The organism is Ruegeria sp. YTSA072 (assembly GCF_059610285.1).
Genome location: NZ_JBXWNI010000001.1, coordinates 372278 through 385858 on the forward strand (window position 1 = coordinate 372278; position 13581 = coordinate 385858).

Here is a 13581-nt window from a genome sequence, read left to right on the forward strand (position 1 = left end):
ATCTTTTCAAGGCTATGGAATGAATACTGAAAGCACTACCCAGCCCGTTATCGAGGCAAGGCAGCTGGATCTGACCTTCCAAACCAATGACGGACCAATCCACGCGCTGAAAGACGTAAATCTGACGGTCGACAAGGGTGACTTCGTCAGCTTCATCGGCCCCTCAGGCTGCGGGAAAACCACCTTTTTGCGATGTATCGCTGCGCTTGAAACACCGACCGGAGGAACCCTGACGGTCAATGGCATGACCCCGGATGAGGCGCGGCGGAACCGGGCCTATGGCTATGTGTTTCAGGCGGCGGGCCTGTATCCTTGGCGCACTATCGCTAAGAACATCAAGCTACCGCTTGAGATCATGGGGTATTCGGCCACTGAGCAAGATGAACGTGTGAGAAACGTTCTTGAACTTGTTGATCTTGAAGGGTTTGGCGGCAAATTTCCGTGGCAACTGTCCGGCGGTATGCAGCAACGCGCCAGCATTGCGCGTGCGCTGGCATTTGACGCTGATATCCTGCTAATGGACGAACCCTTCGGGGCGCTGGACGAGATCGTGCGCGATCACCTGAACGAACAGCTTTTGGCGCTATGGGCGCGCACAGAAAAAACCATCGGTTTCGTCACGCACTCGATCCCCGAGGCAGTGTATCTGAGCACCAAAATCGTGGTGATGAGCCCGCGACCGGGGCGGATAACGGATGTGATCGACAGCCCGCTGCCGAAGGAACGTCCATTGGATATCCGCGACACGCCTGAGTTCATCGAAGTGGCTCATCGTGTGCGCGAGGGTCTACGGGCGGGGCATGCGGACGATGAATGATGGGTTCAAAGCTTTCTGGGCAGTTCTGACCGTTCTCGCGGTGATCGTCGTCTTTTGGTATGCGGCCTGCATTCCAATGAACATCAAAGGTGTTTTGACGGAACAGGAGCGTGCAGGCGCCGAAGTTCAGCCACCTTCGGCTAAAGATCGTCGGGATATGTCCGAATTCGGACTGGTGTTGAATAACAGCTTTGCCATCCCCGCCACGTGGGAGCAGGACCGGCCCCGCCTGCCGGCGCCGCATCAGGTCGCCGTCGAGATGTGGGAGACCACTGTACAGAAAAAAATCACCTCGAAACGGTCACTTATCTATCATGGCTGGGTCACGCTAAGCGCAACAATGCTGGGCTTTGTGATCGGTACTGGATTGGGCATTCTGCTGGCTGTCGGGATCGTGCACAGCCGCGTCATGGACCTGTCGGTGATGCCATGGGCCATCGTCAGCCAGACGATTCCCATCATCGCTTTGGCGCCAATGATTATCGTGGTGCTGTACTCGGTGGGCATTCAGGGGATCATCCCCAAGGCGGTAATCTCGGCCTATTTGAGTTTCTTCCCTGTGGTTGTCGGTATGGTCAAAGGGCTTCGTAGCCCGGATGCAATGCAACTGGACCTGCTGCGCACTTACAGCGCCAGCCGGTCTCAGGGGTTCTGGAAGCTGCGCTTGCCCGCATCGATGCCATATCTGTTTACGTCGCTGAAGATCGGCATTGCGGCTTCGCTGGTCGGTGCCATCGTTGGTGAATTGCCAACAGGGGCGGTGGCCGGTTTGGGTGCGCGTCTACTGGCAGGCAGCTACTATGGACAAACCGTGCAGATCTGGTCTGCCTTGTTTGCAGCGGCCATTCTGGCGGCTTGCCTGGTCGGGTTGCTGGGGCTTGTAGAACGGAAGGTCCTGAAAAGAATGGGGATGGCGCAATGATACTAGTGCTGTTTGCAATCGTCGTTTGGGTCCTGGGTTGGTGGCTGAACAGCCGTCTGGCCAGCGGGCCTTATGCGGACACGCGCATGGTGCGATTTCTGGCTCCGTTCATATTTGGCCTAACGATCATTGTCATTTGGGAGCTGCTGGTCAGAGGGCTAGACGTGTCTTTGGTCATACTGCCCGCGCCATCCGTAATTGCGGTGCGCTTTGCCAACAGCCTGCCGATCCTGTGGGAGGATTTCGTTCAAACCATCATCAAAGGCGCGTTCAGCGGGTATATCATTGGGTGCTTCGCTGCATTCCTGATGGCAATTGCGGTGGATCGCTGGGATTTCCTCCGACTTGGTTTGCTGCCCGTTGGGAACTTTGTCGCAGCGCTGCCAATCGTCGGGACCGCACCCATCCTGGTGATGTGGTTCGGGTTCGACTGGCACTCCAAAGCTGCCGTTGTCGTGGTGATGGTGTTCTTCCCAATGCTGGTCAACACCGTGGCTGGTCTGCGCGAGGCCACGGCCATGCAGCGCGACCTGATGGAGACCTATGCGGCCACCTATTGGCAGAGCTTCTTGAAGCTGCGATTGCCCGCCGCGATGCCCTTTATCTTCAACGGCTTAAAGATTTCTACCACCCTGGCGTTGATCGGCGCTATCGTGGCAGAGTTCTTTGGCTCGCCCACGCTAGGCATGGGCTTTCGGATATCCACCAGCGTGGGGCAATTATCGCTGGATATGGTCTGGGCCGAGATTGTGGTGGCCGCTTTGGCCGGGACCGCATTTTATGGTCTTGTCGCAATGATCGAAAAGGCGGTGACCTTCTGGCACCCGTCGCAACGTGGATAAAACAATAATTCAACAGACCCCAAAAGGGGCACCAACAGCAACTAGGAGATATGAAGATGAATAAGCTACTCAGCGGGGCGATAGCCGCCTTTAGTCTGGCCGCCAGTTCGGCTTTCGCTGCGGATGAGGTGACATTGCAACTGAAGTGGGTCACGCAGGCTCAGTTCGCGGGCTACTATGTTGCCAAGGACAAAGGGTTCTACGAGGAAGAGGGGCTGGACGTCACTATTCTGCCCGGCGGACCAGACATTGCACCGACGCAGGTGATCGCAGGTGGCGGCGCTGACGTGACCGTCGAATGGATGCCCGCCGCGCTGGCTGCACGCGAAAAGGGATTGCCTCTGGTCAATATCGCGCAGCCGTTCAAAAGCTCGGGTATGATGCTGACCTGCTGGAAAGATGCCGGGATCGAGGCACCCGAAGACCTTAAGAACCGCACGCTGGGCGTTTGGTTTTTTGGCAACGAATTCCCGTTCATGAGCTGGATGAGCCAACTGGGCATCGATACGGGTGGCAAAAGCGAAAGCGGTGTGGAAGTTCTGAAGCAAGGCTTCAACGTCGACCCGCTGCTGCAGCGTCAGGCCGATTGCATCAGCACAATGACCTATAACGAATATTGGCAGGTCATCGATTCCGGCGTCAACCCGGATGAGCTGGTGACCTTCAAGTACGAAGATCAGGGTGTCGCGACATTGGAGGACGGCCTGTATGTTCTGGAAGAGAACCTTGGGGACGCAGCGTTTGTCGACAAGATGGAACGCTTCGTTCGCGCCTCGATGAAGGGTTGGAAATACGCCGAGGAACACCCGGATGAGGCAGCCGATATCGTGCTGGAAAACGATGAGACCGGCGCCCAAACCGAAGAGCATCAGAAACGCATGATGGGCGAGATCGCCAAGTTGACCTCAGGTTCGAACGGTTCGCTGGACCCTGCCGATTTTGAGCGCACCGTTGCCACCCTGTTGGCGGGCGGTTCCGATCCTGTGATCACCAAGCAGCCAGACGGCGCTTGGACGCACCAGATCACGGATGCGGCTCTGAACTGATCCGCTTCGCACTGACTGAAAAGGCGCGGTCCCAAACGGGGCCGCGTTTCCTGTTTCTTATGTCGGAAATGTGTCTGTACTTGAGATCGAAATGGCGTAGAATTCTATGAATAACAGAGCATTTCATACGAAACTGGCGATAATCCGAAAAAAATGCAGGGATTTGCAATGGAATTCAATACAGCGTTCACTCTGATCCTGAATGGGGATCCGGAGCTTTGGGCGATTGTGCTGCTTTCCCTGAAAGTTTCCGTTTTTGCCGTACTGATTTCTGCACTGATTGGCATGCCTGTTGGCGCTGCGCTGGCCGTTGCACGCTTTCCGGGGCGGCGGGTTTTGATCATTCTTATGAACGCGCTGATGGGGTTCCCGCCGGTGGTCGTAGGCTTGCTGGTCTATCTGATGTTGTCGCGATCCGGGCCTTTAGGTGTGCTTGAACTGCTCTACACACCGACCGCGATGATCATCGCGCAGGTTGTTTTGGTGACGCCCATCGTCGCTGCGTTGACGCGGCAGGTCGTCGAGATGCTGGCCGAGGAATACTCGGAACAGCTCCGATCCTTGGGCGTGTCGCGGCTGGCGTCTGTGCCAGTACTTCTGTGGGATGCGCGTTTGGCGCTGGTCACGGCCTTGCTGGCCGGATTTGGCCGCGCCATTGCCGAGGTTGGGGCGGTCATAATCGTTGGCGGAAACATCAATCACGTGACGCGGGTGATGACGACGACCATCGCGCTGGAAACGTCCAAGGGAAATCTTGCGCTGGCCCTGGCGCTCGGCGCGATCCTGATCGGTATTGCCATAGCGGTGAACGCCATGGTCAGCACGCTCAGCCTGCGGGCTGAGAGAGAGGGGTTGCGTCATGCGTGATCTGGTCTCGGAAATGGCGCGGCGCATCACCGTTAACGGATTGCAGATTGCGCGTAATGGCACCGCATTGCTGGACGTTCCGCAACTGTCATTGAACGGGCCGGGGCCGACCTTGATCCTTGGACCGAACGGCGCGGGTAAAAGCCTGTTGCTGCGGTGCCTGCATGGGCTGATTGCGCCGGACAAAGGGTACGTGGAGCAAGATGGAGTTCCTTTGAATGCTGATCACAAGGCCCGGCAGGCGATGGTGTTTCAGCAACCCGTCTTGCTGCGCCGGTCCGTTGCAGCCAATCTGGATTTTGTCCTGAAACGGCAGGGCCTGCAGCGCGTTGCTCGCAAGACGCGTATTGCTGATTTGCTGGCCCAAGGCGGGCTTGAAGGCAAAGCACGGCAAGCGGCCAGATCGCTGTCGGGAGGTGAGGCGCAGCGGCTGGCCATCCTGCGCGCGCTGGCGCTGGACCCGAATACCTTGTTTCTGGACGAACCGACCAGCGCGCTGGACCCCGGCGCCACTCAGGTGATTGAACAGATGATCCTGCGCGCATCAGAAGGGGGGGTGCGCATTGTCATGGTGACCCATGACATCGGTCAGGCGCGCCGGCTGGCATCGGATGTCGTCATGATGCAGGTCGGTCATGTGGTTGAACATGGCGATGCGCGTCAGGTATTGGACGATCCCAAAAGTGATGCCTCGCGCAGGTATCTTGCAGGCGGATTGGTGACATAACAAAAAATCTGGAGTTTAGAATGATCCGGAATTTCATTCGGGCAGCATTGGTTTCACTTGGCTTGTTTTCAGGTCCGGCCCTGGCCGAAGAACCATTTATCGTGGTGCAATCAACGACCTCGACCCAAAATTCGGGACTGTTGGATTACATCCTTCCTTGGTTCGAAGCGGAAACCGGGATCGACGTGCGCGTTGTTGCTGTGGGCACCGGGCAGGCGATCCGTAACGCAATCAATGGGGATGGTGACGTTCTGTTGGTCCATGCAAAGGCCGACGAAGAGCAGTTTGTCGAAGACGGCTGGGGCGTTGAACGATTTGACGTGATGTATAATGACTTCGTTCTTGTCGGTCCCAAATCAGACCCGGCCAAGGTGAAGGGCGGATCGGATATCGTGGCCGCTTTGACCGCGGTATCTGAGGCCGAAGTTCCCTTTGCATCACGCGGGGACGACAGCGGAACGCATAAGGCCGAAATGCGCCACTGGAACGACGCCGGAGTAGATCCGGCTGCGGAATCGGGTACGTGGTACAGGGAAACCGGTTCAGGCATGGGCGCGACGTTGAACGTGGCCAGTGGCATGGATGCTTATACCCTGACGGATCGTGCGACGTGGGAGTCCTTCGGCAACCGTGGAAACCTTGAAGTGTTGGTCGAAGGTGACCCGCGCTTGTTCAACCAGTACGGCGTTATTCTGGTGAACCCCGAAAAACACGCGGGTGTAAGGGCGGCGGCAGGGCAGCGGTTTGTTGATTGGCTAATCGGCCCGGACGGGCAGGCAGCCATCGAGGCCTTTGAGTTGAATGGTCAGCAGCTGTTCTTTCCGAACGCGAAATAGGGGATCACCCGCTGGCGCCATTGTGGTGGATCGTTCCCAGACCGGACAGGTCATACCCACCAAACTCATCGGCGCGGGTCAGGAACCGGTCGGACTGCACAAAGCTGAGCAATTTCAGCATCGGGTCATCGAAATAGGCCCGACGCCAAATCGCCAGGTCCAGGCGTTCGGTATGCGTGGGAACAAATCCCAGATCGTACAGCCCAGCCAATGCGCCTAGTCCGAACCCGACTTCGGCCTTGTTGTCATGCAGGGCAATGGCCAACTCTTCTTCTGTGCGGGCGCAGGTGGGCAGGGTTTCCAGATCGTCGCGGGTCATATCGTGGGCCTCAAGCTGTGCATCGAACAACCTTTGGCTGGCCGCGCTATCCTGGCGTAGGATGACACGTCGGCCTTTTAGCTGCGCAAAACCCTGAATTTCCGATGCGCCCGGTGCCAGCAGCAAACCACGCTGCCGCTGCGCGACTTCGAACAGAACGACCGGGGCCTCACCCAAAGCGTCTTTCAGGGTCTGGGTGTTGAACCCGCCATCCTCATGAATGTGCAGCGCTGCCGCCTGCGCGTTCCGGTCTTTCAGGCGGGTCAGCCCATCGAATGAGCCATCATAATAGGTCGCCAACCCCGAACCACTTTCGCGCAGCGCCCAGTCCAGCAGCGGATCGTGACTGCCAGCCACAATCGGGGGCAGGGGCGGTTCGGCCACTTCCGGGCCGGATCGTGATGCGTTGAGCCAGGCGATCACCTCGGCCCGCGGGAACAGCAGTTTGCCCATGGCGCGCACGCAAGGCACCTCACCCGATGAGGCAAGATCATAGGCCTTACGCTCGCCAATGCGCAGCAGATCGGCCAGTTCCTTGGTGGTCAGGTATTCGGACATTCAGTCGAGACGCACAGCCGAGCTGGTGCCGGCATCCGCAGCACTGAAACCGATCTGTTGCAGTGCAAAGGGCGCGGCGACTGTGATCACCACCATGGCAGCGACAGCGGCAAGAAAGGCTTTCATAGTCTCCTCCAGCTCAGTTTTCCGGTGCCGTAGCGCGGCGCAGAAATGCGATCAGGTCGTCCCTGTCCCTGGGTTCGGTGATCCGCTGCATCGGCATCTTCGACCCCGGAATGTAGTGGTCCGGCCCTTCGTCAAATAGAGCGTTTATCGTTTCTTCATTCCAAATGATATCAGAGTCTTGCAGCGTGTCCGAATAAAAATATCCCGCAAGCGTACCGGCCTTGCGCCCGAACACACCATGCAGCGACGGACCCGCCCGGCGTTGACCATCCGGTGTCAGGCTGTGGCAGATCGAGCATTTGCGGGCAAACTGGCGTTCTCCGTTTTCCATTTCCTCAGGGTTTTTGAGAAAGCTGGGTTCTGTCGCGGCCATCTGTTCCTGATCTCCAAGCGCGGTAACTGGCCAGCTATACATGGCCTCGTCAATGCCGCCCGCATGCAGGTTCTGCCCATCAGGCGAAAAGGCCAGCGCCCAGACCGGGCCGCGTAAGGTGGCCCTGAAATCCTGCGCGATGCGCCATTCGACCGTGTCGATCACCATGATATAGCCTTCGCCGTCTCCGACGGCCAACATGCTGCGATCCGGGCTGAGCGCCAATGCAAGGATCGGTCGACGTTCCAAAGTGAAATCACGCTCGTCGCCAGTTGTCAGGTCGAGGACGCGGGTGACGCCATCAACCGCACCGTAGGCAATCCAGTTGTCCTGCTCGTTCAGCACCAGCTCGTTGATACCAAAGCCATGTTCAACAAACCGGTTGGTTTCCTGCCCGGTGGCGACGTCCCATATACGCAATGACCCGTCGATGCCCGCGGAATAGAGCTGTGAACCATCGTTCGAGAATTCGACAGCGTTTATACCACTGCCAGCAGGGCCGAGGATCGACGGCGCCGAACCGTCAACTGGCCATAGGCCGATTGTGCCGTCCCAACTGGCCGTTGCCACATGGGTTTTGGATGCGGCCACGCCCACGATCTTGCCTTTGTGCTGACCCACAACCTGACCTTCGGGCCACCGGCGCAATGTAAAGTCATCTCCTGCCGAATAGATCGCGGTGCCGTTGAAAACAACTGAATTGACAGCCGCTTCGTGGCCTTCCAACCATTTTGGGGATTGATCCGTCCAAACACCGACCGAGTTGTCAAAACTTGCTGTTGCGATCCGACCATCTGGCGCTGTGGCGATCCCCATGATGGGTCCGCCATGGCCCTTGAGCGTAAAGAACTCGGCCACTGCGGGCAGGGGCATCAGTGCCAGAGCCAGAACCAGCTTGCGCATTTATTCGGCGGGCGAGGCCGCCCCTTCGCTGGCCTCTTTTGCCTGCACCTCTTCCAGCCACAGCGAGTGATGCTCGCGCGCCCATTGCTCTTCAACCTCTCCGGTTCCCATGGCGTCAAAGGCACCTTCCATGCCGACCGAGCCCAGATAGATGTGGGCCAGGATGATCGCGATGAACGCATAGGCGACCATGACGTGCCAGATCTGGGCGTATTGCATCTCTTCCTGCGGGGACATCTGCACGGGCAGGTTCAGCCCAAGCATCTGCGGAATACCGGTCGAATTCGCGATCGAGAAAGTCTTGGCAAACAGTGGCATTTCGAATGGGAACAGCAATGACAGACCGGACAGGCTGATCGAGACGCCCAGCAGAATGCAAAGCCAGAATATGATCTTTTGTCCGGCGTTGAATTTCTTGGCGGGGGGATGGCTGCCTTTGGTGAACAATCCACCCCCAGCAGCCAGCCATTTCAGGTCGGTGCGGTTCGGGATGTTGTGAGAAATCCAGTTCACGGTCACGATGATCAGCCCAAGCATAAAGGCCCAAGCCAGGTTGTTGTGCAGCCATTTGCAGCCCTGAGCGATGGTCGCAAACCCCTCTTTGCCGAAAACGGGGATCAGGAAATCACGACCGTACAAAGTCAACAGGCCGGTGACGCCTAGTATCAAGAAGGACCCGGCAAACAACCAGTGCCCGAACCGCTCGATCCCGTTGAAACGCAGAATCTTCCGCCCGGTCTTTTCACCATCAATCCTGATCTTTCCGCGGATCAGGAAAAACAGCAGCAACAGAACAAGCATACCGCCGATGATGTAAGATCCGTATTCACGCAAAGGACCGGTGCGAAAATTCAGCCACCACATGCCGCCGTCCTGGATCAGTACCGTTGCGGCCGGTCCATGAGATGACACGGTCACATCCGCCGAGCCGTAGCGAAGTGCACGATAGACATCGCTGTCCGAGGTCACACCGCGTGTTCCAAGCTGACCAAGCAAGCCTTCGGCATTGCCTTGGCCGGTGTTTTCGGACCGATAGCTGTTGTCGACCTTTTCACCACGCTGACGGGCCATGATATCTTGCAGAGTGGTTGCACCGCCCGTGGCGCTGCGGTCGGATTCTGCAGGAACTTCCGTGTTTTCCTGTGCCCAAGCAAAACTGGCAAGGAAAAGTGGTATCAGCAGCATTTGGATCAGGCGCATCTATCGAATCTCCTGTGTCGTACGGGGTTATCGGTCAAAGCCGCCGACTTGTTCGTGAAAGACTGCTCCTACGGGTGTCAGGGTATCGCGCAGGTCATCTTTTGCTGGTCCGTAAACCTCTAACGTGGTGGGGGTGAGAATTGCCAGAAAACGGTCGGCGAAATTCGCTCCGAAGTTTTGCATATGGATCATCGCGTCATCTGAACTGGCGTAGCGTTCATAGATGTGAACGGTCGACCCTGTACGATGCCACTCATAAGATTTCGCACCACGTTCGTTCAGTGTCGCATCCACCATTTCCGCCATCAGCGCATCAAATGCAGCATCCTGATCGGCCTGCAACTCAAGTTTCAGCAGCCAGTAAACATCTTCGGTCATGAAATGCTCCGCGCAGATTGGACATGCAACCTAAGCTCGACCAAATCCCTTTGGTCGCGCTGTGACGGCCCCGTGGATGAACACGGGACCGTCTTTTCTTGTCAGACGGATTTATCCGTCTTTCTGGTCGTAGGCTGTGCCCCAACCCCATGCGCCCGAGCCAAACCCGCGCGCGACGACGCGCTCACGGTAGATGGCGGACACAACATCACCGTCGCCGGCGAGCAGGGCCTTGGTGGAACACATCTCGGCGCAGATGGGCAGTTTGCCCTCGGCGATCCGGTTGCGACCATATTTTGCGAACTCTGCGGTCGAGTTGTTTTCCTCGGGACCACCAGCGCAGAAGGTACATTTGTCCATCTTGCCGCGCGATCCGAAGTTGCCCGCCTGCGGGTATTGCGGCGCGCCGAACGGGCACGCATAGAAGCAATAACCGCAGCCAATGCACAGGTCCTTGGAGTGCAGGACGACGCCTTCTTCGTTCTGATAGAAGCAGTCGACCGGGCACACCGCCATGCAAGGCGCATCCGAGCAATGCATACAGGCCACCGAAATCGAGCGTTCGCCCGGGTTGCCATCATTGATCGTCACCACCCTGCGGCGGTTGATGCCCCACGGCACTTCGTGCTCGTTCTTACACGCGGTTACGCAGGCGTTGCACTCGATGCAGCGTTCAGCGTCGCAGAGAAACTTTGCTCTAGCCATTTTCGTCCTCCTTACGCTGCCGAGATCTTGCAGAGAGTACACTTGGTCTCTTGCATCTGGGTCACTGAATCATAGCCATAAGTCTGGGCGGTGTTGGAACTTTCACCCAAGACATAGGGGTCTGCACCGGCGGGGTATTTACTCCGCTGGTCTTCGCCCTGAAAATGGCCGCCAAAGTGGAACGGCATGAAGGCCACGCCGGCACCGACCCTGTTGGTCAGCATCGCCATCACCTTGACCTTGCCGCCCTCGGGACCTTCGACCCAGACCTGTGCCCCGTCACGAATGCCCAGATTGTTGGCATCGCGCGGATTGATCTCGACGAACATGTCCTGTTGCAGCTCGGCCAGCCACGGGTTTGACCGTGACTCATCACCGCCGCCCTCATACTCGACCAGACGACCAGACGTCAGGATTATTGGATAATCCTTTGAAAAGTCATTCTTTTGGATCGATGCATAAAGCGTCGGCAGGCGATAGGCCTGACGGTCCTCGTAGGTCGGATAATCCTCTACCAGATCGCGACGCGGCGTATATAGCGGCTCGCGATGGATTGGGATCGGATCCGGGAAGGTCCAGACAACCGCGCGTGCCTTTGCGTTCCCGAAGGGCGCACAGCCATGCTCGATCGCGACCCGCTGGATACCGCCGGACAGGTCGGTTTTCCAGTTGGTCTCCGGTCCTGCAACGGCGTCGATGGCCGCGCGTTCTTCAGCCGTTAGATCACCGTCCCAACCAAGGTCCATCAGCATCTGCATCGTGAATTCGGGATAACCATCCTGAATTTCCGACCCAACGCTATATACCCCTTCGGCCAGCAGGTTGTCGCCATCACGTTCCACACCAAAGCGCGCGCGGAAGGTCAGGCCGCCTTCGGCCACCGGTTTGGACATGTCATAGAGGTTTGGTGTCCCCGTATGACCCATCTCAGCAGTTCCCCAGCAAGGCCAAGGTAGACCGTAATACTCACCGTCGTTGGGTCCACCAATAGCCTGCAGCGTGGTTCTGTCGAACGTGTGCTGGTTGGCCATGTGGCTTTTCAGACGTTCCGGTGACTGGCCGGTATATCCGATGGTCCAGAGGCCCGAGTTGAACTCACGTGTGATGCTTTCAACATTCGGGGTTTCCGGGTCGTCCATTTCGATGTTGCGGAAGAACCGATCCGCCCATCCGAACTTGTTTGCGAACTTGGCCATGATGACCTCGTCCGGCAGACTTTCGAACAGCGGTTCCACCACCTTGTCACGCCACTGCAAGGACCGGTTCGATGCCGTGACCGAGCCACGGGTTTCGAACTGCGTACAGGCGGGCAACAGGTAGACGCCATCGGTGCGGTCATGCAGAACGGCCGAGACGGTGGGATACGGGTCGATCACGACCAGCATGTCCAGCTTCTCCATCGCCGTCTTCATTTCCGTCATCCGGGTCTGCGAGTTGGGCGCGTGGCCCCACAGCACCATGGCACGGACGTTGTTGTCCTGATCCATGTTTGCCGGATCTTCCAGAACGCCATCGATCCAGCGGGAGACCGGGATGCCGCGTTCGTTCTGTAGCGGTTTGTCCTTGCCTTCCTTGTCTTTGATCGTGGCAAACTGGCCTGCCAGCCATTCGGGTTCTTCACCCCAGACACGTGCCCAGTGACCCCATGCGCCTTTTGACAGGCCGTAGTAGCCGGGCAGGGTGTGGGACAGAACACCAAGGTCCGTTGCGCCTTGTACGTTGTCATGGCCGCGGAAGATGTTGGTGCCACCACCCGAAGTACCCATGTTGCCCAGAGCAAGCTGGAGCACGCAATAGGCGCGGGTGTTGTTATTGCCGTTGGTGTGCTGCGTACCACCCATACACCAGATCACCGTACCGGGACGGTTGTTGGCCATGGTGCGTGCAACACGCTTTAGCTGCGAACCGGGGGTGCCGGTGACGCGCTCAACCTCTTCCGGGTTCCACTTGGCAACCTCTTCACGGATCTGATCCATGCCCCAGACACGGGTGCGGATGAACTCTTTGTCTTCCCAGCCGTTGTCGAAGATGTGCCACAGAATACCCCAGACCAAAGCAACGTCTGTGCCGGGGCGGAAGCGAACATACTCATCGGCATGGGCCGCGGTGCGCGTAAAGCGCGGATCGCAGACGATCAGTGGCGCGTTGTTCTGCTCTTTCGCGCGCAGAACATGCAACAGCGAGACAGGGTGCGCCTCGGCCGGGTTGCCGCCGATGATGAAGATGGCCCGAGAGTTATGGATGTCGTTGTACGAATTGGTCATGGCGCCGTAGCCCCATGTGTTCGCAACACCCGCAACCGTGGTTGAGTGGCAGATACGCGCCTGATGGTCCACGTTGTTCGTGCCCCAATAGGCGGCGAACTTGCGGAACAGATAGGCCTGTTCGTTGTTATGCTTGGCCGAGCCCAGCCAGTACACGCTGTCCGGCCCGGATTCTTCGCGGATGCTCATCATGCCGTCGCCGATCTCGTTGATCGCCTCTTCCCAGCTGATGCGCTTCCACTCTCCGCCTTCCTTTTTCATCGGATACTTGAGGCGACGCTCGCCATGGGCGTGCTCGCGAACTGCCGCCCCCTTGGCGCAATGTCCACCCAGATTGAACGGGCTATCCCAACCGGGCTCTTGCCCGATCCAGACGCCATTCTGCACTTCGGCAACGACGGTACAGCCGACCGAGCAGTGGGTGCATATGGACTTGATGTTTTCCACGGCCTGATTGGCCGCTGTCTGGGCACTGGCTGGCGTCACGGTTCCACCCGTGGCGCTGATCGCGGCAAGGCCGCCGATCGTCAGGCCCGAGCCACGCAGGAATGCGCGGCGATCGACGGTTTTCTCGCCGACCTGGGACAGGATACTTGTCCGCTGGGGGCGTCTCGCAACCCCGTTGGTCTTTTTCCTAAGCATTTCTTTCCTCCCTTGCGCGCCGTGTGAGCCACGGCTGGCTTGGTACTGCTGGTGCC

Annotated in this window: 14 protein-coding genes; 7 read left to right on the forward strand and 7 right to left on the reverse strand. The window is 58.0% G+C overall.

Going from position 1 to position 13581, the window contains the following annotated elements; translation table 11 throughout:
- Positions 1-19 precede the first annotated feature (19 nt).
- The 7 genes from AC2FIB_RS01805 to AC2FIB_RS01835 all read left to right on the forward strand — a co-directional run bounded on the left by AC2FIB_RS01805 (position 20) and on the right by AC2FIB_RS01835 (position 6057).
- On the forward strand, positions 20-817 hold the full coding sequence (locus AC2FIB_RS01805; protein WP_058278167.1) for an ABC transporter ATP-binding protein: 798 nt from the start codon (positions 20-22) through the stop codon (positions 815-817).
- On the forward strand, positions 810-1739 hold the full coding sequence (locus AC2FIB_RS01810) for an ABC transporter permease (RefSeq protein ID WP_058277687.1): 930 nt from the start codon (positions 810-812) through the stop codon (positions 1737-1739). The genes AC2FIB_RS01805 and AC2FIB_RS01810 overlap by 8 nt, the downstream gene beginning before the upstream one ends.
- Positions 1736-2581: an ABC transporter permease gene (locus AC2FIB_RS01815; RefSeq protein ID WP_496841639.1), complete on the forward strand. Its 846-nt coding sequence runs from the start codon at positions 1736-1738 to the stop codon at positions 2579-2581. Before AC2FIB_RS01810 ends, AC2FIB_RS01815 begins: the two co-directional genes overlap by 4 nt.
- 56 nt (positions 2582-2637) lie before the next feature.
- Positions 2638-3627 carry an ABC transporter substrate-binding protein gene (locus tag AC2FIB_RS01820; RefSeq protein WP_108859098.1) on the forward strand — a complete coding sequence of 330 codons (990 nt, stop codon included), beginning with the start codon at positions 2638-2640 and terminating at the stop codon, positions 3625-3627.
- Positions 3628-3780: 153 nt separating this feature from the next.
- Positions 3781-4494 carry an ABC transporter permease gene (locus AC2FIB_RS01825; protein WP_496841641.1) on the forward strand — a complete coding sequence of 238 codons (714 nt, stop codon included), beginning with the start codon at positions 3781-3783 and terminating at the stop codon, positions 4492-4494.
- Positions 4487-5221 carry an ATP-binding cassette domain-containing protein gene (locus AC2FIB_RS01830; RefSeq protein ID WP_496841643.1) on the forward strand — a complete coding sequence of 245 codons (735 nt, stop codon included), beginning with the start codon at positions 4487-4489 and terminating at the stop codon, positions 5219-5221. The genes AC2FIB_RS01825 and AC2FIB_RS01830 overlap by 8 nt, the downstream gene beginning before the upstream one ends.
- A 20-nt stretch (positions 5222-5241) precedes the next feature.
- The gene (locus AC2FIB_RS01835; RefSeq protein ID WP_496733015.1) at positions 5242-6057 is read left to right on the forward strand and encodes an ABC transporter substrate-binding protein; all 816 of its coding nucleotides are present in this window, start codon (positions 5242-5244) and stop codon (positions 6055-6057) included.
- A gap of 4 nt (positions 6058-6061) precedes the next feature.
- On the opposite strand, the gene AC2FIB_RS01840 is transcribed toward AC2FIB_RS01835, so the two are convergent.
- The 7 genes from AC2FIB_RS01840 to AC2FIB_RS01870 all read right to left on the reverse strand — a co-directional run bounded on the left by AC2FIB_RS01840 (position 6062) and on the right by AC2FIB_RS01870 (position 13525).
- Complete coding sequence (locus AC2FIB_RS01840; RefSeq protein ID WP_496733016.1) at positions 6062-6934, reverse strand: substrate-binding domain-containing protein; 873 nt, start codon at positions 6932-6934, stop codon at positions 6062-6064.
- Complete coding sequence (locus AC2FIB_RS01845) at positions 6935-7060, reverse strand: hypothetical protein (protein WP_255414867.1); 126 nt, start codon at positions 7058-7060, stop codon at positions 6935-6937.
- Positions 7061-7073: 13 nt separating this feature from the next.
- Positions 7074-8336 (reverse strand): c-type cytochrome, encoded by a 1263-nt coding sequence (locus AC2FIB_RS01850; protein ID WP_496841645.1) that lies wholly within the window; start codon positions 8334-8336, stop codon positions 7074-7076.
- Positions 8337-9536 (reverse strand): formate dehydrogenase subunit gamma, encoded by a 1200-nt coding sequence (locus AC2FIB_RS01855; protein WP_496841647.1) that lies wholly within the window; start codon positions 9534-9536, stop codon positions 8337-8339.
- A 27-nt stretch (positions 9537-9563) separates the two neighbouring features.
- Entirely contained in the window at positions 9564-9914 is a 351-nt protein-coding gene (locus AC2FIB_RS01860) for a putative quinol monooxygenase (protein ID WP_496841650.1), read from the reverse strand.
- A gap of 111 nt (positions 9915-10025) precedes the next feature.
- Positions 10026-10619 carry a formate dehydrogenase FDH3 subunit beta gene (gene fdh3B / locus AC2FIB_RS01865; protein WP_058273836.1) on the reverse strand — a complete coding sequence of 198 codons (594 nt, stop codon included), beginning with the start codon at positions 10617-10619 and terminating at the stop codon, positions 10026-10028.
- An 11-nt stretch (positions 10620-10630) separates the two neighbouring features.
- Complete coding sequence (locus AC2FIB_RS01870) at positions 10631-13525, reverse strand: formate dehydrogenase subunit alpha (RefSeq protein WP_496733020.1); 2895 nt, start codon at positions 13523-13525, stop codon at positions 10631-10633.
- Positions 13526-13581 lie beyond the last annotated feature (56 nt).